At 63.4% G+C, this 22,530-nt stretch carries 25 protein-coding genes; 10 read left to right on the forward strand and 15 right to left on the reverse strand.

Annotation, left to right across the window (positions count from 1 at the left end):
• The first annotated feature begins 23 nt into the window (after window positions 1-23).
• On the forward strand, window positions 24-422 hold the full coding sequence (locus ASD45_RS05200) for an SH3 domain-containing protein (protein WP_082540658.1): 399 nt from the start codon (window positions 24-26) through the stop codon (window positions 420-422).
• 177 nt (window positions 423-599) lie between these two features.
• Window positions 600-1,052 (forward strand): SH3 domain-containing protein, encoded by a 453-nt coding sequence (locus ASD45_RS05205; protein WP_056910523.1) that lies wholly within the window; start codon window positions 600-602, stop codon window positions 1,050-1,052.
• Between the two features lie 38 nt (window positions 1,053-1,090).
• Here the strand turns inward: ASD45_RS05205 and purB are convergent, their stop codons facing one another.
• Together purB and rpe are read right to left on the reverse strand one after the other, a co-directional pair.
• A complete protein-coding gene (gene purB / locus ASD45_RS05210; protein WP_056910524.1) occupies window positions 1,091-2,401 on the reverse strand; it encodes an adenylosuccinate lyase in 1,311 nt (436 codons plus the stop codon).
• A gap of 151 nt (window positions 2,402-2,552) precedes the next feature.
• Window positions 2,553-3,239, reverse strand: a complete 687-nt coding sequence (rpe, locus tag ASD45_RS05215; RefSeq protein ID WP_156380724.1) for a ribulose-phosphate 3-epimerase — start codon at window positions 3,237-3,239, stop codon at window positions 2,553-2,555.
• A gap of 235 nt (window positions 3,240-3,474) precedes the next feature.
• Between rpe and ASD45_RS05220 the strand changes: the two genes are divergently transcribed.
• On the forward strand, window positions 3,475-4,287 hold the full coding sequence (locus ASD45_RS05220) for an EF-hand domain-containing protein (protein WP_082540659.1): 813 nt from the start codon (window positions 3,475-3,477) through the stop codon (window positions 4,285-4,287).
• Window positions 4,288-4,342: 55 nt separating this feature from the next.
• Here ASD45_RS05220 and ASD45_RS05225 read toward each other — a convergent pair whose 3' ends face one another.
• The gene (locus tag ASD45_RS05225; RefSeq protein ID WP_056910527.1) at window positions 4,343-5,299 is read right to left on the reverse strand and encodes a hypothetical protein; all 957 of its coding nucleotides are present in this window, start codon (window positions 5,297-5,299) and stop codon (window positions 4,343-4,345) included.
• 126 nt (window positions 5,300-5,425) lie between these two features.
• On the opposite strand from ASD45_RS05225, the gene ASD45_RS05230 reads away from it, so the two are divergent.
• The gene (locus ASD45_RS05230; protein ID WP_056910528.1) at window positions 5,426-6,670 is read left to right on the forward strand and encodes an FAD-dependent oxidoreductase; all 1,245 of its coding nucleotides are present in this window, start codon (window positions 5,426-5,428) and stop codon (window positions 6,668-6,670) included.
• Window positions 6,671-6,705: 35 nt separating this feature from the next.
• Here ASD45_RS05230 and ASD45_RS05235 read toward each other — a convergent pair whose 3' ends face one another.
• Together ASD45_RS05235 and ASD45_RS05240 are read right to left on the reverse strand one after the other, a co-directional pair.
• A complete protein-coding gene (locus tag ASD45_RS05235; protein ID WP_056912594.1) occupies window positions 6,706-6,915 on the reverse strand; it encodes a KTSC domain-containing protein in 210 nt (69 codons plus the stop codon).
• A 38-nt stretch (window positions 6,916-6,953) separates the two neighbouring features.
• Window positions 6,954-7,940, reverse strand: coding sequence for a P1 family peptidase (locus ASD45_RS05240; RefSeq protein WP_056910529.1), 987 nt, complete (start codon window positions 7,938-7,940; stop codon window positions 6,954-6,956).
• A 103-nt stretch (window positions 7,941-8,043) separates the two neighbouring features.
• Here ASD45_RS05240 and ASD45_RS05245 point away from each other — a divergent pair, with 103 nt between their 5' ends.
• Window positions 8,044-8,778 (forward strand): cytochrome c biogenesis protein CcdA, encoded by a 735-nt coding sequence (locus tag ASD45_RS05245; protein WP_056910530.1) that lies wholly within the window; start codon window positions 8,044-8,046, stop codon window positions 8,776-8,778.
• Between the two features lie 96 nt (window positions 8,779-8,874).
• On the opposite strand, the gene ASD45_RS05250 is transcribed toward ASD45_RS05245, so the two are convergent.
• The 6 genes from ASD45_RS05250 to ASD45_RS05275 all read right to left on the reverse strand — a co-directional run bounded on the left by ASD45_RS05250 (window position 8,875) and on the right by ASD45_RS05275 (window position 14,368).
• Window positions 8,875-10,008 (reverse strand): branched-chain amino acid ABC transporter substrate-binding protein, encoded by a 1,134-nt coding sequence (locus ASD45_RS05250; protein WP_056910531.1) that lies wholly within the window; start codon window positions 10,006-10,008, stop codon window positions 8,875-8,877.
• 69 nt (window positions 10,009-10,077) lie between these two features.
• On the reverse strand, window positions 10,078-10,428 hold the full coding sequence (locus ASD45_RS05255; RefSeq protein WP_156380917.1) for a DUF6867 family protein: 351 nt from the start codon (window positions 10,426-10,428) through the stop codon (window positions 10,078-10,080).
• A gap of 26 nt (window positions 10,429-10,454) precedes the next feature.
• The gene (locus ASD45_RS05260) at window positions 10,455-11,174 is read right to left on the reverse strand and encodes an ABC transporter ATP-binding protein (RefSeq protein ID WP_056910533.1); all 720 of its coding nucleotides are present in this window, start codon (window positions 11,172-11,174) and stop codon (window positions 10,455-10,457) included.
• The gene (locus ASD45_RS05265; RefSeq protein WP_056910534.1) at window positions 11,171-12,079 is read right to left on the reverse strand and encodes an ABC transporter ATP-binding protein; all 909 of its coding nucleotides are present in this window, start codon (window positions 12,077-12,079) and stop codon (window positions 11,171-11,173) included. The genes ASD45_RS05260 and ASD45_RS05265 overlap by 4 nt, the downstream gene beginning before the upstream one ends.
• Window positions 12,079-13,449, reverse strand: a complete 1,371-nt coding sequence (livM, locus tag ASD45_RS05270; protein WP_056910535.1) for a high-affinity branched-chain amino acid ABC transporter permease LivM — start codon at window positions 13,447-13,449, stop codon at window positions 12,079-12,081. The genes ASD45_RS05265 and livM overlap by 1 nt, the downstream gene beginning before the upstream one ends.
• Window position 13,450: 1 nt before the next feature.
• A complete protein-coding gene (locus tag ASD45_RS05275; RefSeq protein ID WP_056910536.1) occupies window positions 13,451-14,368 on the reverse strand; it encodes a branched-chain amino acid ABC transporter permease in 918 nt (305 codons plus the stop codon).
• Between the two features lie 748 nt (window positions 14,369-15,116).
• On the opposite strand from ASD45_RS05275, the gene ASD45_RS05280 reads away from it, so the two are divergent.
• Window positions 15,117-15,632 carry a hypothetical protein gene (locus tag ASD45_RS05280; protein ID WP_056910537.1) on the forward strand — a complete coding sequence of 172 codons (516 nt, stop codon included), beginning with the start codon at window positions 15,117-15,119 and terminating at the stop codon, window positions 15,630-15,632.
• Between the two features lie 16 nt (window positions 15,633-15,648).
• On the opposite strand, the gene ASD45_RS05285 is transcribed toward ASD45_RS05280, so the two are convergent.
• The 3 genes from ASD45_RS05285 to pcaD all read right to left on the reverse strand — a co-directional run bounded on the left by ASD45_RS05285 (window position 15,649) and on the right by pcaD (window position 17,418).
• Window positions 15,649-16,155 carry an Mpo1-like protein gene (locus tag ASD45_RS05285; RefSeq protein WP_056910538.1) on the reverse strand — a complete coding sequence of 169 codons (507 nt, stop codon included), beginning with the start codon at window positions 16,153-16,155 and terminating at the stop codon, window positions 15,649-15,651.
• 87 nt (window positions 16,156-16,242) lie between these two features.
• Window positions 16,243-16,626, reverse strand: a complete 384-nt coding sequence (pcaC, locus tag ASD45_RS05290; protein WP_056910539.1) for a 4-carboxymuconolactone decarboxylase — start codon at window positions 16,624-16,626, stop codon at window positions 16,243-16,245.
• A 9-nt stretch (window positions 16,627-16,635) separates the two neighbouring features.
• Window positions 16,636-17,418 carry a 3-oxoadipate enol-lactonase gene (pcaD, locus tag ASD45_RS05295; RefSeq protein ID WP_056910540.1) on the reverse strand — a complete coding sequence of 261 codons (783 nt, stop codon included), beginning with the start codon at window positions 17,416-17,418 and terminating at the stop codon, window positions 16,636-16,638.
• Between the two features lie 136 nt (window positions 17,419-17,554).
• Between pcaD and ASD45_RS05300 the strand changes: the two genes are divergently transcribed.
• A complete protein-coding gene (locus ASD45_RS05300; protein ID WP_056910541.1) occupies window positions 17,555-18,013 on the forward strand; it encodes a carbon monoxide dehydrogenase subunit G in 459 nt (152 codons plus the stop codon).
• 70 nt (window positions 18,014-18,083) lie between these two features.
• Here ASD45_RS05300 and ASD45_RS05305 read toward each other — a convergent pair whose 3' ends face one another.
• A complete protein-coding gene (locus ASD45_RS05305) occupies window positions 18,084-18,437 on the reverse strand; it encodes a BA14K family protein (protein ID WP_056910542.1) in 354 nt (117 codons plus the stop codon).
• Window positions 18,438-18,754: 317 nt separating this feature from the next.
• On the opposite strand from ASD45_RS05305, the gene ASD45_RS05310 reads away from it, so the two are divergent.
• The 3 genes from ASD45_RS05310 to ASD45_RS05320 all read left to right on the forward strand — a co-directional run bounded on the left by ASD45_RS05310 (window position 18,755) and on the right by ASD45_RS05320 (window position 22,503).
• Window positions 18,755-19,228: a (2Fe-2S)-binding protein gene (locus ASD45_RS05310; RefSeq protein WP_056910543.1), complete on the forward strand. Its 474-nt coding sequence runs from the start codon at window positions 18,755-18,757 to the stop codon at window positions 19,226-19,228.
• A gap of 67 nt (window positions 19,229-19,295) precedes the next feature.
• On the forward strand, window positions 19,296-21,656 hold the full coding sequence (locus ASD45_RS05315; RefSeq protein ID WP_056910544.1) for a xanthine dehydrogenase family protein molybdopterin-binding subunit: 2,361 nt from the start codon (window positions 19,296-19,298) through the stop codon (window positions 21,654-21,656).
• Between the two features lie 46 nt (window positions 21,657-21,702).
• Window positions 21,703-22,503, forward strand: a complete 801-nt coding sequence (locus ASD45_RS05320) for a xanthine dehydrogenase family protein subunit M (RefSeq protein ID WP_056910545.1) — start codon at window positions 21,703-21,705, stop codon at window positions 22,501-22,503.
• Window positions 22,504-22,530 lie beyond the last annotated feature (27 nt).

Below are 22,530 nucleotides of genomic sequence, written 5' to 3' on the forward strand. Positions count from 1 at the left end.
ATACTCATTCTGGGATAGAAATCATGAAACTCAAGACAGCAGGATTGGCCATTGCGGCCTTCATCGCATCCGCCGGAGTTGCTTCGGCCGCGACGGTCACCAACGATCTCAATCTGCGTTCCGGTCCCGGCACCGGCTATCGCGTCGTCGATACCATGCCGGCCGGCGCTTATGTCGACGTCATCGGTTGCGGCGGTTCTTGGTGCCGCGTCAACTGGCGAGGCGCGGTCGGCTACGCCAGTGCCAGCTATCTAGCGGGTGGTGGTGGCGGTGCCGTTTACGCCGCCGAACCGGTCTATGTCGCGCCGCCGCCGGTAGTTAGCTTTGGCTTCGGATTCGGCAGCGGGCCGCGCTGGGGCCATCACGGCTGGCGCGGTCATCGCGGCGGCTGGCATCACGGCCACCACGGGCGTCATCGCTAGAAGCAATTTAGGCCTGACGCGCGGCCTCCCGCGCGTCAGGCCTACGGGTCTGCAATTATTCGCGGCCCAACCGGGCAGACATTTGATCCACGAAAACGTGAAAATCGGCGAGGGTGCGGCACCAACGATCGCTGCTTAAGTGACGAGAAAGCGGGGCGTCTCAACAGGACAGATGCCATGAAATACCGAATTCTCGCTCTCGCCACCGGTGTGCTTATGCTGTCGGCCGGCGCGGCGTCGGCAGCGACAGTGACCAACACTGTCAATCTGCGCGCCGGGCCGGGGACGTCATACAGCGTCATCGATACGCTGCCGGCCGGCGCCGATGTCGACGTTCTCAATTGCACCGGCAATTGGTGCCGTGTCAGTTGGGATGGTGCCGTCGGCTTTGCCAGTGCCAGCTATCTGGACGATGCCGGCACTTACGAGGCGTCGCCGGTCTATGCCCAGCCGATCTATTACGATTACGCCTTTGGCGGGCCGCGCTTCTATGGCTTCCACCGCGGCTATCACGGCTTCCACGGCTTCCGCGGCGGCTTCCATCGCGGCGGCTTCCGTGGTGGTTTCCACGGCGGCGGCTTCCATGGCGGAGGTTTTCACGGCGGCGGCCATTACGGCGGCCACCGTTAAGGTCGAAACGGCGGGGAGCGATCCCCGCCGTTCGTTGCTCAGGCTTCGTCGAACACCCGTTTGAAGATGGTGTCGACCTGGCGGAAGTGATGATCGAGGTCGAAATTGGCCTCAAGCTCCTTGTCGCTCAGCGCCTTCTTCACATCCGGGTCAGCCTTCAAGAGCGACAGGAAGTCGTTGCTCTCGCCGCGCCACACCTTCATTGCGTTGCGCTGCACCAGGCGGTAGGCGTCCTCGCGTGCGACGCCGGCCTTGGTCAGCGCGATCAGGATGCGCTGCGAGTGGATCAGGCCGCCGAGCCGGTCGAGGTTCTTCTGCATGTTGGCCGGATAAACCAGGAGCTTGTCGATCAGGCTGGAGAGACGGGCGAGCGCGAAATCGAGCGTCACCGTGGCATCGGGGCCGATCATGCGTTCGACCGAGGAGTGCGAGATATCGCGTTCGTGCCACAGCGCCACGTTCTCCAGCGCCGGCGTCACGTAGCCGCGCACCATGCGGGCGAGGCCGGTGATGTTTTCCGACAGCACCGGGTTGCGCTTGTGGGGCATCGCCGACGAGCCCTTCTGCTTTTCCGAGAAGAACTCTTCGGCTTCCAGCACTTCGGTCCGCTGCAGGTGGCGCACTTCGATGGCGAGGCGCTCCATCGACGAGGCGACGACGCCGAGCGTCGCAAAGAACATGGCGTGGCGATCGCGCGGAATCACCTGCGTCGACACCGGCTCGACCGCGAGGCCCATCTGCTTGGCGACGTATTCCTCCACGCGCGGATCGACCTGAGCGAAAGTGCCGACGGCGCCGGAAATGGCGCAGGTCGCGACTTCCTTGCGCGCTGCGACCATGCGCTCGCGACAGCGCGAGAACTCGGCATAGGCCTGCGCCATCTTCAGGCCGAACGTGGTCGGCTCGGCATGGATGCCGTGCGAGCGCCCGACGGTCGGCGTCAGCTTGTGCTCGAAGGCGCGGCGCTTGAGCGCGGCGAGCAGCGTGTCGATGTCCTTGATCAGGATGTCGGCGGCGCGGGTGAGTTGCACGTTGAGGCAGGTGTCGAGCACGTCCGATGAGGTCATGCCGGAGTGCATGTAGCGCGCTTCCGGTCCGACGATTTCCGACACATGCGTGAGGAAGGCGATGACGTCGTGCTTAACCTCGGCCTCGATGGCGTCGATGCGCTCGACGTCGAACTTCGCGTCCTTACCCTTGGCCCAGATGGTCGCGGCGGCTTCCTTCGGGATGACGCCGAGTTCGGCCATGGCGGAGGCGGCGTGCGCCTCGATCTCGAACCAGATGCGGAATTTGGTTTCCGGCGACCAGATCGCGGCCATCTCGGGGCGTGAGTAACGGGGGATCATCGTCTCAGCACTCGCAATGTTGTCTCCTCATCCTGAGGAGCGCGGCACGCGCGTCTCGAAGCATGAGGCCGAGGCGCTGCCGCAATGATGAAACACGGGCCTCATGGTTCGAAACGCCGCTGCGCGGCTCCTCTCCATGAGGGTCGCAGGTCTACGCCGCTTCACCGCGCGCCAGGCTGCCGGCCTGGCGGATCGCGGCGATGTTGTCTCTGTATTGACCACCTTTGAACACGGCCGAGCCGGCGACCAGCACATTGGCGCCGGCGCGCACCACGTCGGCGGCATTCGCCGCGGTGACGCCGCCGTCGACCTCGAGATCGATAGGCCGCCCGCCGATCATGGCCCGCAGGGCGCGGATCTTGTCGAGTTGCGACGAGATGAAGCTTTGGCCGCCGAAGCCCGGATTGACCGACATGACGAGAATGAGATCGACCATGTCGATGATATTTTCGACCGAAGAGGCTGGCGTGCCGGGGTTCATCACCACACCGGCCTTCTTGCCGAGCGCCCGGATCGCCTGCAGGGAGCGGTGCACATGCGGGCCGGCCTCGACGTGGACAGTGATGATGTCGGCGCCGGCCTTGGCGAAGGCCTCGAGATAGGGGTCGACCGGCGCGATCATCAGATGCACGTCGAAAATCTTCTTTGAAGCCCCGCGCACCGATTTCATCACATCGGGCCCGAAGGAGATGTTCGGTACGAAATGACCGTCCATGATGTCGACATGGATCCAGTCGGCGCCGGCAGCGTCGATGGCACGCACCTCGTCGCCGAGCTTGGCAAAATCGGCGGCCAGGATCGACGGCGCGATGAGGAGAGGGCGGGTCATAAGGCACATTTCTCCGGGACGGGGTTCGGGTATCACGGCGCTCAGGACCGGGCAAATTGCTTCCGGTCAGACGGCAGAAATTGCCGCTTTGCGCCCCGGTGGACCGCCGGCCCAAGGCCCATGCCTGTGGACAACTGCCTGATACGCCGCCGGAATTTTTCCGATCCCACAGTGGCAAAGCTCTTGCACCGGCATCGCGGGGCGAAGTGTGCCGGCTGTCCGGCGTTTCAGAGGAGTAGTGTAAATGTCCCTCTCCGTGGGCTCGGCGGCGACCGGCGCGTTGTCCTCCTGGCAGCAATTGCTGCAGCAGGGTGGCGCCAGCGGCGCAAGCAAGACCGGGCAATCCTTCGACCCCTTGTCTTTCCTCATGCCGGGAAGCGCCGACTCGTCGGCGAATGACGGTACGTCCTCGTCAGGCTCGGCATCGTCCCAGTCGCCTTTCAGCCAGGACATGATGGCTCAACTGATCGACCTGCAGCAGAAGGCCACTGCCGCTGGGTCTAACGGCGCCAGCGATCCGGGCAACAACAAGTTGTTCGCCAAGCTCGACACCGATGGCGATGGAAAGGTCAGCAAGTCCGAATTCGAGGCGGCAGGAGCGCAACACGGCATCAGCACGTCGCTTTCGGATGCGGTGTTCTCCAAGCTCGACGGCGATGGCGACGGCTCTGTCACGCAGGGCGAGCTCGCGTCCGCCGACAAGGGCCAGGCGCACCACAGCCATGGCCATGGTGGCATGGCGGGCGCGGGTGGGGCCGGTTCCGCCGACGGTGACAGCGACGATGCGTCATCCGACAGCAGTGGCGCCGATGGCGCCAAGACCGTCACCACCACCAATTCCGACGGCTCGGTGACGACGACGGTTACTTACGCCGATGGCAGCAGCGCCTCGACGACAAGCCCGCCGGCGGCGATGAATGCCGGCCAGGCCAGCTCCAAGGGGCCGGACGGCAATGGTTCGTCTGGCAATGGCGGCTCGGCCCTGATGAAAGAGCTGATGGCGTTGCAGAGCCACCTGATGAGCGTTGCGGGCTCGGCGGTCTCGGCCGTCATCTGACCATCGTGAGCAAGGTCAGGCCGGTCCGCGCATGAGCCGGGCCGGCCTTGTTGCGTCACGGTGGTGATTTCGACTGGCGCCGGACGATCGGCTTGAGCAGCGCCGGAAACAGATAGATCGGAAACTGCACCAGCGCGAAGTAGAACCAGGCTTGGTCGGGCAAAGTCGTGCCGATCGCAGCCATGATGGTGCCGAGATTGCGGAAGGCCGACAGCATGCCGACAACGGCGCCGACGCGGAAGCCGGCGCGGATGAAGGCTATGGCGCCGAGGCCGTAGGTGCCCAGCGCCAGCAGCACGGCGATGCCGAGCAGTGCGGCCGACCCGAGCGGGTCGGCCATCACGTGACGGGGCACACCGTCCATGGCGGCGATGGCGAAGACGAAGACCGCAAGCACGTTGAGCCCGTCGATGGTCTCCTTGTGCGCGTCGATCCGCTCCTGACCCGCGATACGGCGGATCACCATGGCGACCAGACCGGACACCAGCAGGAAGACCAGCAACTTGATGCCGAGATCGAGCGGCGAGATGAGCGACCCGCCGAGAAAGAGATAGCTCGTCGCCACGGTGGTGACCGGCGACAGGATGTTGCTGAGAATCACCGCCACCATGGTGAAGGCGACGTCGAGCCCCATCAGCGCCGCGAAGGCTGCCGACGACACGATCGGCGCGATGGCGAGGTGAAGGATCATGATGGTGTAGAGGTCGGGCGCCAGCTTCGGCAGGCCGATCAGCACCAGCACGCCGCCTGCCAGCAGTGGGACCGCGATCATGGCCCAGAGCGCGCCCGCCATGGCGAGGCCGGGCGCGCGCACGACTTGCCGCAATTTGTCGGGCTCGGTTCGCAGATAGGAGAACACCAGCAGCACGAACACCGTCTCGCCGAGGTGGGGCTTCACGTAAGCCGCCAGCGGCGGCACCGCGATGCCGAGGAAAATGGAGACGGCGAGGCCCGTCGTGCCCTGCCGGCCGATCCAGGCAAGCGCGGCCAGGGGCAAGCGCAGAAATGACATATCAGGTGAACTCCCGGCGGACCGCGCCTTGATAGCGCGGCGGGCGGACTTGATCCATATTCGAGAGCAAAGGTCCCGTTGTTTCGCCGGGCCCCCAGCGCTTCGTCGAAAAGGCCTATTACCGCCATGGCACGTACCGATGTGATTGTTCTCGGCGCCGGCATCGTCGGCACCTCAATCGCCCTGCAGCTCGCCAAGCGCAACATGGCCGTCGCCCTGATCGATCGCGCCAGCCCCGGCGAGCAAACCTCGTACGGCAATTCGGGCGTGATCGAGGGCTCGACGGTGATGCCGCCGGCGTTCCCTTCAAATTTCGGCGCACTGCTGCGGGTGGCACTGAAGCAGGGCAGCGACGCGAATTATCACCTCGGCTTCCTGCCGTGGGTCGCGCCTTGGCTGATGAGGTTTCGCGCGGCGTCGCAGCCGGCTGTGATGGAGGAGACGGCGCGGATCAACCGGCCGCTGTTTGCCCGGTCCATTGCCGAGCACGAGGCGCTGATGCTCGAATCCGGCGCCACGCAATATTTGCGGCGTAACGGCTGGATCAAGCTCTATCGCAGTGACGCGGCCTTCGCCGGCTTGCGCAGGGAACTGGACCTCGCGCGCGAACTCGGCGTGCCGGTCGAGACCATGGACGCCGACGGCGCACGCAAGCTCGAACCGTCGCTCAAGCCGGTCTTCAGGCACGCAACCTATTCGCCGGCGGCTGTCAGCCTGAGCGACCCGCTGGCAGTGACGAAAGCTTACGCCGCGCGCTTTGCCACGCTGGGCGGAGTCGTGCTCAAGGGCGATGCCTCGTCCTTGCACCGCTCGGGCAATGGCTGGCGCGCCGAAACCGCCGAAGGTCCAATCGACGCGCCGGAAGTCGTGGTGGCGTTGGGGCCGTGGGCGCCCGACTTGCTGGCGCAGTTTGGCATCAGGCTGCCGATGGGTTTCAAGCGCGGCTATCACCGCCGTTTCAAGACGGAAGAAAGCGCCCCGCTGACCCGTCCGGTGGTTGATGTCTTCAATGGCTATCTCATCACGCCGATGCGACAGGGCATTCGAGTCACCACCGGCGTGGAATTCGCCCCGCGCGATGCGGCGGCGACACCGGTGCAGTTCGACCGCCTGATGCCGAAGCTCGATGCGCTCTACAGGATCGGTCCGCGCGCCGAGGACCGCACCTGGCTTGGCTCGCGACCGTGCTTTCCGGATTCACGGCCGGTGATCGGCCGGGCGCCGGGCCAGAAGGGGATGTGGCTGGCCATCGGTCACGCGCACTGGGGGCTGACCCTCGGGCCAATCACCGGCCGGCTGCTGGGTGAGATGATGAGCGGCGAGACACCGTTTCTCGATCCGAAGGGCTTTGCCGCGGAGAGGTTTCTTTAGGGCGTTTGGCGTTGCGCCATGCGGCGCTGAAATGCCTAGGCCGCGGACGTTATTTTCTCGCGGCAGGTATAATGATCGCGGATGTGGCGGTTGAAATAGGTCCCTTTGGAAGTCGAACTGCTGAACGCTTGCGCGACCGACGGGGGAACCAGGTAATATTCATACACGCGGCCGCTGACGAAGGTTACCGTCAGGCGGCTGTGCTCGATTTCATACGCGATCGTTTTGACGACACTCGACGGCATGACATTCAAACGCCGGCGCGCCCAAAATGGTTGCAACGTCAACCGAACCGATCGCGCCACGCCGGTACCGTGCCCGCGAACGGCAACGCCGTTGCCTCATAAACGCCACGCGCCGCGGCGCGGGCCATCACATTGGCGGCCACCATGCCGAGTTCGGCAAGGCCGTAATACGGGTCGGCGAGCTTCTTCTTGCCCGTCGCGGCGGCGAATACCACATCACCATCGAGCGGCGAGTGAACCGGATAGATGGCGCGCGCCAACCCATCCTGCGCCATCACGGCGAGACGGTTACACTGTGCCTTGCTGAGCCTGGCGTCAGTGGCGATCATCGCGATCGTGGTGTTTTCCTGCGGTCCGCCTTTGGCGCGGATGGCGAGATCACTCTTGGAAAATCGCGGCGGCATGCCGCGGCCGCCGAATTCGTCGTTCTGCTCGAAAGGCGCCGCCCAGAAATGGGGTCCGTCTCCGACCACGGCAGTCCCCACGGCATTGATGACGACGATGGCGCCGACGGTGATGCCGCCGCGCGATTTCGCAGACGCCGAGCCTACCCCGCCTTTAAAGTTGACGGTGGTGGCACCGAGACCGGCGCCGACGCTGCCGAGCTTGAAATCCACCGAGGCGGTGCGCGCCGCCTGATAGCCGAACTCGCGGTAGGGCGGGTAGCGGCCCCAACCCTTGTCGCCACCGTTAAGCAGGTCGAACATGATCGCGCCCGGCACGATCGGTATGACCGCGTCGCGAATGCGGAAGCCGCGCCCCTGTTCGCGCAAATAAGCTTGCGTGCCGGATGGTGCGTCGAGGCCAAAGGCCGAGCCGCCGGACAGCACAATGGCATCGATGCTCTCGATCGTTTGCGCCGGCTCGAGCAGCGAGGTCTCGCGCGTCCCAGGTCCGCCCCCCCGCACGTCGATCGCGGCCGTGACGGGACCATCGAACAGGATGACGGTGGTGCCGGAAGCCAGTTTCTTGTCGTGGGCGTGGCCGACGCGCAGACCTTCGACATCGGTGATGAGATTGCGCATGACCGGGTGCCTCCTCAAGTGCGATCACTCGCATATCACAACTCCGCAACCCCCGTAACGATGCCCTTGCCATCGCCACATTGTCGGGGGCATATCCCCGGTCATGCACACCGACGTTTCCTACCTCGCTGCCCTCATCGCCGGGCTCGTGTCATTCCTGTCACCTTGCGTCCTGCCGCTTGTGCCGCCCTATCTCGTCTATCTCGCGGGCACTTCGCTCGAGCGCTTCGAAGCGCGTGAGCCGGAGCGGCGGGTCAAGCGGGAGACGGTGCTCGCGGCCGTGCTGTTCGTGCTCGGCTTCTCCACGGTATTCGTCGCGCTCGGCGCCAGCGCCAGCGTCATCGGCACGCTGATCCGCGCCTATTCCGAGCCGCTTGCCATCGTCGCCGGCATTCTGATCATCATCATGGGGCTGCATTTCCTCGGGGTTACCCCGATCGCGTGGCTCTACCGGCAGAAGAGGGTGGAGGTGGCCGCACCGGTAGGGCTATGGGGCGCCTATCTGATGGGGCTCGCCTTCGCTTTCGGCTGGACGCCATGCATCGGTCCGATCCTGGCGGCGATCCTGGCGGTCGCGGCGTCCGAACAGACGGTGAGCAAGGGCGCTAGCCTGCTGGCGGTCTATTCGCTCGGCCTCGGCATTCCCTTCGTCGCCGCGGCACTCGCGATCGAACCCTTCGCCGCATTTCTGGCGCGCTTCAAGAAGCACATGCACCGCGTCGAGCAGGCGATGGGCGCGCTCCTCGTGCTGACCGGCGTCGCCTTTCTCACCGGCAGCATCAACCTCCTGAGCATTTGGCTGCTGGAGACCTTCCCGGTGTTGGGGAAGATCGGCTGACCAAAGCGCTGCCGTTCGGGCCAAATGAAAACGCCCGCCCCGGAAAACCGGAGCGGGCGTCTTTTTATTTTCGCGTTGTGATGAGCGTCGAGCGACTTAGTTGGTCGCCGCCGGGTTCATCTCGACATAGGTGATCTTGCCGCTCGCGTCTTTCTTCCAGATGTACATGGTGTAGTCGAGACGCGTGATGTCGCCCTTCTTGTCGTAGGACAGCGGGCCGATCACGGTGTCGAACTTCATGCCCGAGTGCATCTTCTCGGCGACCTTCTTGGGGTCGTTCGACTTCGCCGCCTTGGCCGCTTCGGCCATGACCTGCACCGCCGCGTAGCTGTACAGCGTGTAGGCTTCCGGCTCGAACTTGGCAGCGCGGAACTTGGCCACAACCGCCTTGGCAGCCGGGTTGTTACGCGGATCCGGCGGGAAGGTCATCAGCGTGCCTTCGACGCCGGGGCCGCCAACCTGGGCGAACTCGTCGGTGGTGATACCATCGGCGCCCATCATCGGCGCCTTGATGCCCTGATCGCGCATCTGACGAACGATCAGGCCGCCTTCGGTGTGCAGGCCGCCCCAGTAGACGAGGTCGGCGCCCGCCGACTTGATCTTCGACACCAGCGCCGAGAAGTCCTTCTCGCCGACATTGATGCCTTCATAGAGCGCCGGCTTCATGCCGCCTTTTTCCATCGCCTTGATCGTTTCGTCGGCGAGGCCCTTGCCGTACGTGGTCTTGTCGTGGACGACGGCGATCTTCTTGCCCTTGAAGTTCTTCAGGATGTAAGCGCCGGCCACCGCGCCCTGCTGGTCATCGCGACCGCAGGTGCGGAACACGTTCCACATCTTGCGTTCCGTGATCTGCGGGTTGGTCGAGGCGGGGGTAACCGTGACGATGCCGTTTTCCTGATAGACTTCGGAGGAGGGCATGGTGACGCCGGAGTTGAATGCGCCGACCACGAACTTGACGCCGTCAGCGGCGAACTTGTTCGCGACCGACACGCCCTGCTTCGGATCGGAGACGTCGTCGCCGAACTGAAGGGTGATCTTCTGGCCATTGATGCCGCCGGCGGCGTTGATGTCGTCGACCGCCTGTTGCGCGCCGTTCTTGAGTTGCGCACCGAAGGCGGCGTTTGCCCCGGTGATCGGTCCCTGCACGCCGAACTTGACTTGCGCGGAGGCAGTTCCGGCGATCGCAACGGCGAAGCCGAGTGCGAGGCCGAGTGTCGTGATCCTCTTCATTCGCTTTTTCCCCTTCAACAAAAACTATGAACTTGATCCGGCATTCTACTTAGCTGGGGCAATCCTACGTCAACGCGGATTTCTGCGCCAGCGCAAAGCACCGGCCGGCTCGTTGATCCAGCGATACTGAGTGAGCATCTGCGAGACGCGGGCGGCCCGAAAGCCCAAGAATCCGAAGACCATAAGCAGCGCGGTATCGACCAGATAGTAATGGATCGACAGAAGCGTGCCGCCGAAGAGGCTGAAATGAATAAACCGCACGGCGCAGCCCAGGATCAGACTATAGAAAAATACCTGCCATACCGGGCGCCAGGTCTGCGCAATGGCGCGCCCGGACAGCCAGGCCGCGCCGCAGCCGAGGATGAGCGTCACCAGGATAAACGTCCAGAGTGAATCTTCCTCATAAAGAATATGGAAAATCGAGGAGGGTGACGTGTGAAGGTCCATCACGCGCCTCCCTCGAGGTAGGCTTGTTTGATTTCCGGGCGCTCGAGGAGCTCCTTGCCGGTGCCGGACAAGGTAATCAGTCCGTTGACCATGACGTAACCGCGATGCGCGAGTTTGAGCGCGTGATAGGCGTTCTGCTCGACCAGGAAGACGGTCAGTCCATCCAGGGCGTTGAGCGTCCTGATGGCGTCGAAGATCTGCCGCACGATTAACGGCGCCAGGCCGAGCGAAGGCTCGTCGAGCAGCAACAGCCGCGGCCGCGCCATCAGCGCGCGGGCGATGGCCAGCATCTGCTGTTCGCCGCCCGACAGCGTGCCGCCGCGCTGGCCGATGCGCTGCTTCAGGCGGGGAAACAAGGTGAGCATGCGCTCGAGGTCGCGATCGAATTCGCTCTCGTCCGCCACCAGCGCGCCCATCTGCAGGTTTTCCAGCACGGTCATGCGCGAAAAGATGCGGCGGCCTTCCGGCGATTGTGCCAGCTTGAGGCGCGCGATCTCGTGCGTCGGCAGCCGCGTAATGTTCTGGCCGTCGAACTCGATGCTGCCTTCGCGCGCCCGCGGGTTGCCGCAGATCGTCATCATCAGCGTCGATTTGCCGGCGCCGTTGGCGCCGATCAGCGTGACGATTTCACCTTGATTGACGTCGAGGTCGACGCCCTTGAGCGCCATCACGCGGCCGTAGAAGGTCTTGACGCCGCGAACGGCGAGGAGGGTGCTCATAGGCCCACCTCCGCCTCAACCTTTTCGACATCCTCGTCGTCGACGCCGAGGTAAGCCGCGATCACCTTCGGATCGTTTCGAATTTCCTCGGGCGTGCCGTCGGAAATCTTGACGCCGTAGTCGAGCACGATGACGTGGTCGGAAATCTCCATCACCACCGACATGTCGTGCTCGATCAGCAGAATCGACAGACCGTACTGGTCGCGGATCGACAGCAGCAATTCGTTAAGCTCGGCGCTTTCGCGGGCGTTGAGGCCGGCAGCCGGCTCATCGAGACACAAAAGAACCGGGTCGGTGCACATAGCGCGGGCGATCTCGAGACGGCGCTGCGCGCCATAAGGCAGGTCACCCGCCGGGTCGTCGGCGCGGTCGATGAGACCCACGCGGTTCAGCCACTCCCGCGCGCGATCGACGGCAGCGCTTTCGGCGCGGCGGTAAGACGGGAAGCCGAGCACGCCAAGCAAGGTATAACCCGATTGGACCATCAGGCTGTTGTGCTGGGCAACCAGTAAGTTCTCCAGCAACGTCATGCCGGCGAACAAACGGATGTTCTGGAAAGTGCGGGCGACGCGTGCCTTTTGCGTGACCAGAAAATCCGGCATGCGCTCGAGCTGAAACAGCGACCCGTTGGCTGTCGTGATATGGCGCTTGCCGCGTTCGGTGAGACTATCGAGCTCATCCCAGACAGTCGCGTCGCCGTGGCGCAGGGAAATGCGCCCTTCGGTCGGCTTGTAAAAGCCGGTGATACAGTTGAACACCGTAGTCTTGCCGGCGCCGTTCGGGCCAATCAGTGCGGTGATGTCGCCTTGACGTGCGTGCCATGAAAGATTGTCGACGGCGACCAGGCCGCCGAAACGCATGGTGAGATGCTCGACGTTGAGCAGAATATCGCCGCGGCCCGCCATCAGCCGTGCCCTTCCTTGACGAGATCGCTGGAGATCGCCTTGCGTTCCTTCAGGAAGATCGACGGCTCGCGCGTCGAAATCAGACCTCGCGGCCTGAAGACCATGATGATGACCATGCCAAATCCGAACAGCAGCATGCGGTACTGGGTCGGATCGAAGGATGGGCCGAAGATCTGCTTGAGGAAATCGAGATCGCGCATGATCTCGGTGCCGCCGATGAAGAGGATCGCGGCGATGGCCACGCCGACCTGACTGCCCATGCCGCCCAGCACCACGATTGACAGCACCGTGGCCGATTCGAGGAAGGTGAAGCTCTCCGGCGAGATGAAGCCCTGACGAGCAGCGAAGAACGAGCCGGCGAAGCCGCCGAACATCGCGCCGATGGCGAAGGCCGTCAGCTTGGTGTTGGTGGTGTTGATGCCCAGCGAGCGGCAGGCGATCTCGTCCTCGCGCAGCGCTTCCCAGGCGCGGCCGACTGGCAGCCGTCGCAGGCGGACGGTGACGAAGGCAGTAAGAAAGGCGAGCGCCAGGATCAGATAGTAGAGAAATAACGTTCGATAGACCGGCGTGAACGGCAGGCCGAAGACCGCGGCAAAGCCGTCGTCGTCGGCGGTGAACGGTAGGCCAAAGAAACTCGGTCGAGGAATGCCGCCGATGCCGGCGTAGCCGTTGGTCAGGTCGACATAGTTGATGAGAACCATTCGGATAATCTCGCCGAAGGCGAGTGTGACGATGGCGAGATAATCGCCGCGCAGCCGCAGCACCGGAAAGCCGAGCAGGATGCCCCAGAACGACGACAGAATGCCGGCGAGAGGCAACAGGATCCAGAAAGAGAAACCGAAGTTCTTGGCGAGGAGCGCATAGGAGTAGGCGCCAACGGCGTAGAAGGCGACGTAGCCCAGGTCGAGCAGGCCGGCGAGGCCGACCACGATGTTGAGGCCCCAGCCGAGCATCACGTAAATCAGGATCTGGATGCCGAAATTGTCGACCCATTTCAGCGCGCCGCTGAAGCCGGTAAGGCCCATCGCCAGTACGGGATAGACGATGGCAAAGCCGATAGCGAAGGGAGCGAACCAGCGACCAATCAACAAGAGCCACGAAGGAGCAGTGGCGGCTACCGGACGTATGCGGCGCTGGGCGAGCCGTGGCGCGATAACCAGCGCCATCAGCAAACGGCCGACGCCCACAATGGCGACGATCGTGAACAGCAAGCCCCAGCGCGTATGCAGCACGAGCTTATTGTCGATATTGCTGACGGTCTCGAAGCCGATCAGCGGAAGCAGAACGCCGAACGTGATTGCCGCGGCGAGGCAGGCCTCCTTGACGGCGTGGACGAAGTCCACGCCAGTGCTTTGCGCGGACTTTTCCATATCAGACCTTCTCGACATCGGGGCGGCCGAACAGACCTTGCGGCAAGAATATCAGCGTGATGGCCAGCACGGAGAAGGCGGCAACGTCCTTGTAATCGATGGTGAAGTAGGCCGACCAGAAGGTCTCAATCAGACCGATAAGCAGGCCGCCGACCACGGCGCCCGGCAAGGAGCCGATGCCGCCGAGTACGGCCGCGGTGAAGGCTTTGACGCCCGGCACGAAGCCGTCGGAGAAGCTCACCACGCCGTAATACATCAGGTACATCGTGCCGGCCACGGCGGCGAGCGCCGCCGCGATGACGAAGGTCATCGAGATCGTCCGGTCGACGTTGACGCCGACCAGCGCCGCCATTTTCTGATCCTGCTCACAGGCGCGCTGCGCGCGGCCGAGCCTGGTCTTGGCGACGAGGTACCAAAACGCCGCCAGGAGGACGGCGGTGATGCCCCAGATGATCAGCTGTTTATAAGACAGCGCGACCGCGTAGTTGTTGCTGTCGAGCAGGATGAATTCGCCGCGCACCATCGGGGGGATCGCTTTGTTGCGCGGGCCCTGCGTGACCTGGACGAAGTTCGACAGGAAGATTGACATGCCGATCGCCGAGATCAGCGGCGCGAGGCGGAAGGATCCACGCAATGGCCGGTAGGCCAGGCGCTCGATGACCCAGTTCACTCCGGAGGTGAACAGCATGGCCACGATCAGCACGATCAGCAGCGCCACGGTGATGGAGGCGATACCCAGCCATGTCGTAACAAAGAGAAAAGCGATCATCGCGACAAAAGCCGACACCATGAACACGTCGCCGTGGGCGAAGTTCACCATGCCGATGATGCCGAAGACCATCGTATAGCCGATGGCGATCAATCCATAGATGGACCCGAGTGTGATGCCGTTAATGAGCTGCTGGAGGAATACTTCCATGCACTTGCCCGCCTCTCCGAAGGGACGGCCCGGCTGCCGTCCATTTCGCCCCTGAAATGCTTAACAGGGCGCAGCCTAAGCGGCAACGCCGAGTTCCGGCATGTTATTAAGTCATTCGTCGCAAGCAACGTGCCAAAAGGAGAACGTTCTCCCGCGCTGCGGCGAGGGGTGCGGGATCGGTCCCGGTAAAGAGGTGGACATAATACCAAGCCGGCGGTCGACCACGAAGGTCGTCCGCCGGCTCGGTTACTTAGGCTAGCCTTTGCTTACGGAAGCATCGGCCGGAATACGGCGATGCGAACAATCAGTGCAGGCCGCCGAAAACCCAGATCAGTGCCAGGATCGGCAGCGGCACGCCCACAAGCCACAACAACAAATAACGTCCCATTGGTCAGCTCCTTCGTCCTCAGAATTGCTCAACAAGGGAACTGCCGGCGCCGCCGTCGGTTCCCGAGAGGACGGCGCGCGGAAATACTGGAACCAAACCGCGCGTGCCGTGTTGCATCGGCTGTCCCGGATCAGCCGTCGGCGCAGCGGCACGCGTTGCGCGCAAGCGGCCTTCGGACGTTGCCACGAGCTCTGGCGTAAGTCGGACCCGTCGTCGGGCAGTCGCTCGGCGTGGCGTGCCCTGCATTAAGCTTGACGAAGGCGCTTAACTGCCGCCGCCGGTAAGGTAAAAATTCGGTTTCTTTTGAACGTGGCATTTGAAACGCTTACCCATGAGACCACGAGATCATGGGAGCGGCACATGCGTAAGGTTTCTGCGGCCACCGTCGCGACGATCATGGCGATCGCGCTCTATTTCACGCTTTTCTGGGGTTATGACGCGTTGCGTGTCCTGACCTCGCCAACCTACGGCCTCGATGACGTCTGGCGTTCGCAGTTCGTCTTCGGCATCGGCAGTTATTTCAAGCTATCGCCGGTGGGCTTGATGAAGCTCGCGGCCTTCTTCGGTGCGATGAAACTCGCCGTCGCGCTGGCTTGCGCCGTTCATGTCGCCGATCGGCTGCGCAGCCTCGCCGGCGGTACGGCCAATTCCGATATCCTCGAAGGCGGGCTTATCGTCGTCGTCGCCGTCAGTCTGGCTTCCGTCGGGCCGTCGGTGTGGTCGCAACATGCCGAGTTGTTGCGCGAGCAGGTGCTGCAACTGTTGCTGGCCGCGCTGGCCGTTGGTCTCTGCATCGTCGAGCGCAGCTTTGCGCCCCGCAGCGGCGCTCCCTCGATCGCCGCGCTACGGGTCGAACGGCTGTCGGCCTCGCACTAACGCGACGATGGCCGGCTCAAGGGCCGGCCATACTCGCCGCGGGCGGGTCGACGATCCGGCGCAGATCCTGGCGCAATCCAGCTGCCATCAGCACCTCGGCCATGATGAACATGGGGCCGATGAACGCCTGAAACAGATTATCGACCAGCGCCGGCCGACGTCCTTCGAAGACATGGCCGACGAGCTGGAAGACCCAGCCGCCCACAAAGAAGACGGCGAACACGATCCAGGCGAGGGCGCTGCCGGCCGACGCCGCGATCCATTCCGCGGCAAGGAGCATCGGCACCATAATTGCCGCCATGGCGATGCCGATACTGCGATCGAGCGCAATCCAGCCGATCAACGCGCCGACCGCGACAAGGGTCGCCAGCGATAGTCCGCTCGTTAAACGCACCAGGGCCAGTGGCACCAGGATCGCGAAAACGATCGCCGGTATGCCGATCAGATGGGTGAGGCGGTTGCGCGGGTCGCGGTGATAACTCGCGTAGACGCCGAGCTGGCGCGCGAAAAAGCCGTTGACCATGGCATTTCTCCCTGGCCGGCCTGTCCCGGCCTGGCGCCGATCATAGCGAGCCCGCGGAGAAATGCAGCGCAGATCGATGGGGTGCTGCTATTTTTTCAACTCGGCAATGATCGCGGCCACTTCCTTGAAGGCGTGGTTGGATGCCGGCACACCGCAATAGATCGCTTGCTGCAGCAGGATCTCCTTAATGTCGTCTGGCGTGAAGCCGCCTTCGGTCAGGGCGGCCCGCACATGCATGTTGAACTCGTCCCAGTGGCCGAGCGCCAGCATCGTGCCGATCACCAAAATGCGGCGTGTGCGCTCGTCGTAATGCGGCCGGGTCCATACTTCGCCCCAGGCGGCACGGGTGATGAAGTCCTGGAATTCACTGTTGAGCGGCGTCTTGTTGGCGTTGGCGCGATCAACCCAGGCGGCGCCAAGCACCTTGCGGCGCTTGGCCATCCCGGCATCGTAACGATCTTTCTCGTCCATATCCGTCTCTCAGTCCTTGAGGAAATCGAGCACGGCCTTGGTGTAGGCGGCCGGCTGTTCGACATTGGCGATGTGCGCGGCGTCGAAGCTGACCACGCGCGCGCCCTTGATCTGCGTGGCGATAATTTCGCCCTGCGCGGGCGGTGTAGCCTGATCCTGCGCGCCGACGATGACCAACGTCGGCGCCGTGATCGAGGGATTGGACGCACGGAAATCCATGTCGCGGATCGCCTCGCAGCAGGCGATGTAGCCCGCCTTGTTGGAGGTGAGAAAGATCTCCTTCATGCGGGCGATGGTCTGCGGCGCGGCGGCGCGGAAGCCAGCGGTGAACCAGCGCTCCATGCTCGGATCGGCCAGCTTCTCGATCGGGTTGTCGCGCAGGAAGCGGATACGATCTTCCCATGGCTTCTTGTCGGCATAAAAGAAGTTGGTATTGGACAGGATAAGCTTGCCGATGCGGTCGGCAGCGTTGGCCCCGAGCCATTGCCCGACCATTCCGCCCATCGACAGTCCGCACCAATGGGTCTTGTCGATGCCGAGCTTGTCCAGAATGCTCAGCACATCGCGGCCCAGGCGCTCCATCGAGTACGGGCCGGCCGGAGCCTCCGAGCCGCCATGGCCGCGGCGGTCGTAGCGGATGACACGGAAATGCCGAGCCCATTCGCCGACCTGGTCGTCCCACATGTGAAGATTGGTGCCGAGCGAATTCGACAGCATCAGCGCCGGTGCGCTGTCGCTGCCAGAGATCTCGACGTTGATGCGGCAGCCATCGTCGGTTGTGATGAGCGGCATGAAATTTCTCCGGTGACGCGGGGAACAGGATTAATGCCCCCGCTGCGATGCTGCAAAGCCCTTTTCAGCGGGCGCAGGAAGCCTTAAGTCGTTCCTCTGGACCGGCGTGCGGTCCGTCGAGAAGGAGAGAGCGGCCATGGCGATGACAATGACGGGTGAAGTGCAGCTTCCGGCGACCCGCGAGGTGGTCTACGCGAAGCTCAATGACCCGGAGGTCCTCAAGGCCTGCATCCCCGGCTGCGAGACCCTGACCCTGACGTCGCCGACCGATTTCGAGGCCGTGGCCGTCACCAAGATCGGCCCGGTCAAGGCGCGCTTCAAAGGTAAGGTGCACCTCACCGATCTCGACCCGCCGAACGGCTACAAGATCTCCGGCGAGGGCGACGGCGGCGTTGCCGGCTTCGCCAAGGGCGGCGCGACCGTGACCTTGACCGAGAAGGACGGCGGCACGCTGCTGACCTACAACGTCGAGGCGCAGATCGGCGGCAAACTCGCTCAGCTCGGCCAGCGGCTCGTCAATGGCGCGGCCAAGAAGACCGCCGATGATTTCTTCAAGAATTTCGCGGCCAATGTCGGCGGCGCGCCGGCAGCCTGATCCGCCGTCGATCGAAAAAAAAGCCGCCCGAAACGGGCGGCTTTTTACTTTAGCTCGGCTTCCGGTCCAGTTATGGACACGGGTGACGGTAACCGTCGTAGCCGAGATAGGTCCCGGATGCCGGGTCATACGACTTGAAGCGCTGCATGCAGTAGCCGGTGGCATCGCCGCCGACATAACCGGGCTCAGCTTCATAATAGACGGGACCCGATCCGTAGTAGGGGCGTTGCGCAGCCAGCGCACCGCCAATAATGGCCCCGGCCGCGAGGCCGCCGATCACGGCGCCGCCGCCGCCCCAACCGCCTCGGTGATGATGATATCCGCCGCCGTGGCGACGCCACTGCGCATCAGCGGGACTGACCGCTGCGACCGTTGTCGCTGCCACGATGAGCGCGGCAATCGTCGCTGTGAGTTTCGTACGCATAATGCAACCTTTCGTCGATAGTGACACTGTTCTGCGACGTTAAGTGCCTTGCCGGCTCTGCGTTCCGTGAAATCACCGTAAGGGTGGGAAAAACATCGGCTTTCGACGCAATACGCTAATTGTGCATCGCAACCATGCTCGCTTTGCGCCGATTTAAGGTCGGAACTGCTTGACCGGCGCGCTTCCAGGGGTTCAAGTTAGTCTGGTTCAAATGCGGATTCCGGTTCGAAATCGGCGTGCATTTGAAGGTATGAGCCGGCGTCAGGCGTGACGAAGGCTAAAAGCGGGGCCTTGGTCCCCAGTTTTGGGAGGAAGTCATGGCGCAAGTGTCCATGACGGTGAACGGCAAGCCCGTCACCGGTGATGTCGAACCACGAACCCTGTTGGTACAATTTCTACGCGAGAACCTCCGGCTCACCGGAACCCATGTCGGCTGCGATACGTCGCAGTGCGGCGCCTGCGTCGTGCATGTTGACGGCATTGCCGCGAAGTCCTGCACGACCTTGGCCGTTCAGTGCGAGGGTCAGTCGATCACGACCATCGAAGGTCTCGCCACGGCCGACGGCAAGCTGCATCCGATGCAGGAAGCCTTCCGCGAGAACCACGGCCTGCAGTGCGGCTATTGCACCCCGGGCATGATCATGGCTGCGCTCGACATCGTGCGTCGCAATGGCCACGAACTCGACGAACACACCATCCGCGAGCAGCTCGACGGCAACATCTGCCGCTGCACCGGCTACCACAACATCGTCAAGGCGATTGAAGCGGGCGCGCGGGCGATGGCGAAATAGCGCCGACGCCGCCGCGAGCTTGGCTACCGAACAACGTCGATAAGAAGACAATGGGAGGAAGCTGCCAATGACCGCCAATGGGATCGGGGTGCCGGTGCGCCGGAAGGAAGACTTCCGCTTCATCACCGGGCAGGGCCAGTACACCGACGACGTGGTGCGGCCCGGTGAAACCCGCGCGGTGTTCGTGCGCTCGCCCCACGCCCATGCCAAAATCAGGAAAATCGACGTCGCCGCCGCCAAGGCGATGCCGGGCGTCGTCGATGTCCTGACCGGCGCCCAGCTTGCCGGCGACAAGGTCGGCAACCTGATCTGCGGCTGGATGATCCACTCCAAGGACGGCACGCCGATGAAGATGGCGCCGCATCCGGCGCTGGCGGCGACCACGGTCAATCATGTAGGCGATGCGGTCGCGGTGGTGATCGCCGAGACGACCGCGCAAGGCAAGGACGCCGCCGAGAAGGTCGTCGTCGATTATGAAGTGCTGCCGGCGGTGGTCGACCCGTCCAAGGCGCAGGCCAAGGGCACGCCGCAGATCCACCCCGACGTTCCCGACAACACGATCTATCAGTGGCACCTCGGCGATCAGAAGGCGGTCGAGGCCGCATTCAAGGCGGCCAAGCACATCACCAAGCTCGACATCGTCAACAACCGGCTGGTGCCGAACGCGATGGAGCCGCGCGCGGCGCTGGCCGACTATGATGCCGGCAATGACTCGCTGACTTTGTGGAACACGTCGCAGAACCCGCACGTCGCGCGTCTCGTCATTTCGGCCTTCGTCGGCATCGCGCCGGAGCACAAGCTGCGCGTGATCGCGCCGGATGTCGGCGGCGGCTTCGGCTCGAAGATCTTCATCTATCCGGAAGAAGTCGTCTGCCTGTGGGCCTCGCGCAAGGTGAAGCGGCCGGTGAAGTGGACGTCGGAGCGATCGGAAGCCTTCCTGACCGATGCGCATGGCCGCGACCATGTCACCCATGCCGAGCTCGCGCTCGATTCCAACGGCAAAATTCTCGCCCTTCGCGCGCGCACCATCGCCAATCTCGGCGCCTACATGTCGACCTTCTCGTCGTCGGTGCCGACCTATCTCTATGCGACGCTGCTGTCAGGCCAATACGACATCCCGCAGATTTATTGCGAGGTCGATGCGGTCTATACCAATACGGTGCCGGTCGACGCCTATCGCGGCGCCGGTCGTCCCGAGGCGACGTTCGTCGTCGAACGACTGGTCGAAGTGGCGGCCCGCCAGCTCGGCCTCGATCCGACCGATCTTCGCAAGCGCAATTTTATCAAGAATTTCCCGCACCAGACGCCGGTGATCATGTCTTATGACGCCGGCGACTATAATGCGTCGCTGAAGAAGGCGATGGAGCTTGCCGACGTGAAGAGCTTCGGCAAGCGCAAGCGCGAGAGCGCGCGCCACGGCAAGATCCGCGGCATTGGCTATTCGACCTATATCGAGGCCTGCGGCATCGCACCGTCGCAGGCGGTCGGCTCGTTAGGGGCCGGCGTCGGCCTGTGGGAGAGCGCGGAAGTGCGCGTCAACCCGACTGGCTCCGTGGAAGTGCTTACCGGCACCCACGCGCACGGCCAAGGCCATGAGACGACGTTCGCCCAATTGGTGTCGGAACGCCTCGGCATTCCGTTCGACAGCGTATCGATCGTCCATGGTGACACTGACAAGGTGCAGTTCGGCATGGGCACGTATGGCTCGCGCTCCGGCGCCGTCGGCATGTCGGCGATCGTCAAGGCGCTCGACAAGATCGAAGCCAAGGCCAAGAAAGTCGCCGGCTTCATGATGGAAGCCTCCGAGAACGACATCGAATTCAAGGACGGCAAGTTCACCGTCAAGGGCACCGACAAGTCGGTCGGCTTCGGCGATGTCGCGCTCAATGCCTATATCGCCCACAAATTCACGGGCGCCGAACTGGAGCCGGGCCTCAAGGAAACCTCGTTCTACGATCCCACCAACTTCACGTTCCCGGCCGGCTGCCATATCTGCGAAGTCGAGATCGATCAGGAGACCGGCAAGACCGATATCGTCAACTGGGTCGCGGTCGACGACTTCGGCACCGTCATCAATCCGATGATCGTCGAGGGCCAGGTGCATGGCGGCATCGCGCAGGGCGTCGGTCAGGCGCTGCTCGAGGGCGCGGTTTATGACGCCAACGGGCAACTGGTGACCGGCTCGATGATGGACTACACCATGCCGCGCGCCCACGACCTGCCGTCGTTCCACGTCGGGCTGACCGAGACCAAGTCGCCGTCGAATCCGCTCGGCATCAAGGGCTGCGGCGAGGCCGGCGCGATCGCCGCGCCGGCGGCGGTTATCAACGCTATCACCGACGCGCTCGGGACCGAAGATATCGCCATGCCGGCTACCGCCAATGCGGTGTGGGCGGCCATGCAACGCACGTCGCCGAAGGCGGCATAAAATAGAAACGCCTAAGTGGCGTAACGAATGAAGGACGGAGAGACTGATGTATAATTTCACCTTTCATCGCCCGACCACGGTGCGGCAAGCGGCCGGTCTGCTGGCGCGCAATCCGGAAGGCAAACTGCTGGCCGGCGGGCATTCGCTGCTGCCGGTGATGAAGCAGCGGCTGGCGCAACCGTCGGCGCTGGTCGACCTATCCCAAGTCGAAGGCATGACCGGCGTCGAGCTGAAGGGGCGCTCGGTAGTCATCGGCGCGATGACGCGTCACGCCGACGTCGCCAAGTCGGACGTGCTCAAGGAAGTGTTGCCGGGGCTGGCCTCGGTGCCGGGCTCGATCGGCGATCCGCAGGTGCGTAACCGCGGCACCATCGGCGGCTCGATCGCCAATAACGACCCGAACGCCGACTATCCGGCGGCCTGCCTCGGCCTTGGCGCCACCATCATCACCAACAAGCGCCGCATCGCGGCCGACGACTTCTTTACCGGCATGTTCTCGACCGCGCTCGAAGACGGCGAGATCATCGTCAAGGTGTCGTTCCCGATCGCCAAGAAGGCGGCTTACGAGAAGTTCAAGCATCCGGCCTCGGGCTTTGCGCTGGTCGGCGTGTTCGTCTCGAAGCGCGGCCCGGATATCCGCGTTGCCGTCACCGGCGCCGGCTCGAACGGCGTATTCCGCGTCAAATCGTTCGAGGAGGCACTGGCCAAGCGCTTCTCGCCAAAATCGATCGAGGGCATGACCATTCCCGCTAATGGCATGAACTCCGACATTCACGCCACGCCGGAATATCGTGCTCACCTGGTTGGCGTGCTGGCGAAGCGCGCTTTGGCCAAGGCGACCGCGTAACGCCTGATCGGCCGGTTCACAAAGAAA

It is taken from the genome of Pseudolabrys sp. Root1462, from assembly GCF_001426945.1.
Taxonomy (GTDB): domain Bacteria; phylum Pseudomonadota; class Alphaproteobacteria; order Rhizobiales; family Xanthobacteraceae; genus Pseudolabrys.

Bases quoted from the DNA above. Each gene is read 5' to 3' on its own strand.
- ASD45_RS05315 (WP_056910544.1), top strand. From the start codon at position 19,296: ATGACCGCCAATGGGATCGGGGTGCCGGTGCGCCGGAAGGAAGACTTC.
- livM (WP_056910535.1), bottom strand. From the start codon at position 13,449: ATGGAAAAGTCCGCGCAAAGCACTGGCGTGGACTTCGTCCACGCCGTC.
- ASD45_RS05240 (WP_056910529.1), bottom strand. From the start codon at position 7,940: ATGCGCAATCTCATCACCGATGTCGAAGGTCTGCGCGTCGGCCACGCC.
- ASD45_RS05280 (WP_056910537.1), top strand. From the start codon at position 15,117: ATGCGTAAGGTTTCTGCGGCCACCGTCGCGACGATCATGGCGATCGCG.
- ASD45_RS05260 (WP_056910533.1), bottom strand. From the start codon at position 11,174: ATGAGCACCCTCCTCGCCGTTCGCGGCGTCAAGACCTTCTACGGCCGC.
- ASD45_RS05230 (WP_056910528.1), top strand. From the start codon at position 5,426: ATGGCACGTACCGATGTGATTGTTCTCGGCGCCGGCATCGTCGGCACC.
- ASD45_RS05200 (WP_082540658.1), top strand. From the start codon at position 24: ATGAAACTCAAGACAGCAGGATTGGCCATTGCGGCCTTCATCGCATCC.
- ASD45_RS05245 (WP_056910530.1), top strand. From the start codon at position 8,044: ATGCACACCGACGTTTCCTACCTCGCTGCCCTCATCGCCGGGCTCGTG.
- ASD45_RS05300 (WP_056910541.1), top strand. From the start codon at position 17,555: ATGGCGATGACAATGACGGGTGAAGTGCAGCTTCCGGCGACCCGCGAG.
- ASD45_RS05235 (WP_056912594.1), bottom strand. From the start codon at position 6,915: ATGCCGTCGAGTGTCGTCAAAACGATCGCGTATGAAATCGAGCACAGC.
- ASD45_RS05220 (WP_082540659.1), top strand. From the start codon at position 3,475: ATGTCCCTCTCCGTGGGCTCGGCGGCGACCGGCGCGTTGTCCTCCTGG.
- ASD45_RS05250 (WP_056910531.1), bottom strand. From the start codon at position 10,008: ATGAAGAGGATCACGACACTCGGCCTCGCACTCGGCTTCGCCGTTGCG.
- ASD45_RS05305 (WP_056910542.1), bottom strand. From the start codon at position 18,437: ATGCGTACGAAACTCACAGCGACGATTGCCGCGCTCATCGTGGCAGCG.
- pcaD (WP_056910540.1), bottom strand. From the start codon at position 17,418: ATGCCGCTCATCACAACCGACGATGGCTGCCGCATCAACGTCGAGATC.
- ASD45_RS05310 (WP_056910543.1), top strand. From the start codon at position 18,755: ATGGCGCAAGTGTCCATGACGGTGAACGGCAAGCCCGTCACCGGTGAT.
- ASD45_RS05320 (WP_056910545.1), top strand. From the start codon at position 21,703: ATGTATAATTTCACCTTTCATCGCCCGACCACGGTGCGGCAAGCGGCC.
- pcaC (WP_056910539.1), bottom strand. From the start codon at position 16,626: ATGGACGAGAAAGATCGTTACGATGCCGGGATGGCCAAGCGCCGCAAG.
- ASD45_RS05285 (WP_056910538.1), bottom strand. From the start codon at position 16,155: ATGGTCAACGGCTTTTTCGCGCGCCAGCTCGGCGTCTACGCGAGTTAT.
- purB (WP_056910524.1), bottom strand. From the start codon at position 2,401: ATGATCCCCCGTTACTCACGCCCCGAGATGGCCGCGATCTGGTCGCCG.
- ASD45_RS05205 (WP_056910523.1), top strand. From the start codon at position 600: ATGAAATACCGAATTCTCGCTCTCGCCACCGGTGTGCTTATGCTGTCG.
- ASD45_RS05275 (WP_056910536.1), bottom strand. From the start codon at position 14,368: ATGGAAGTATTCCTCCAGCAGCTCATTAACGGCATCACACTCGGGTCC.
- rpe (WP_156380724.1), bottom strand. From the start codon at position 3,239: ATGTGCCTTATGACCCGCCCTCTCCTCATCGCGCCGTCGATCCTGGCC.
- ASD45_RS05265 (WP_056910534.1), bottom strand. From the start codon at position 12,079: ATGGCGGGCCGCGGCGATATTCTGCTCAACGTCGAGCATCTCACCATG.
- ASD45_RS05225 (WP_056910527.1), bottom strand. From the start codon at position 5,299: ATGTCATTTCTGCGCTTGCCCCTGGCCGCGCTTGCCTGGATCGGCCGG.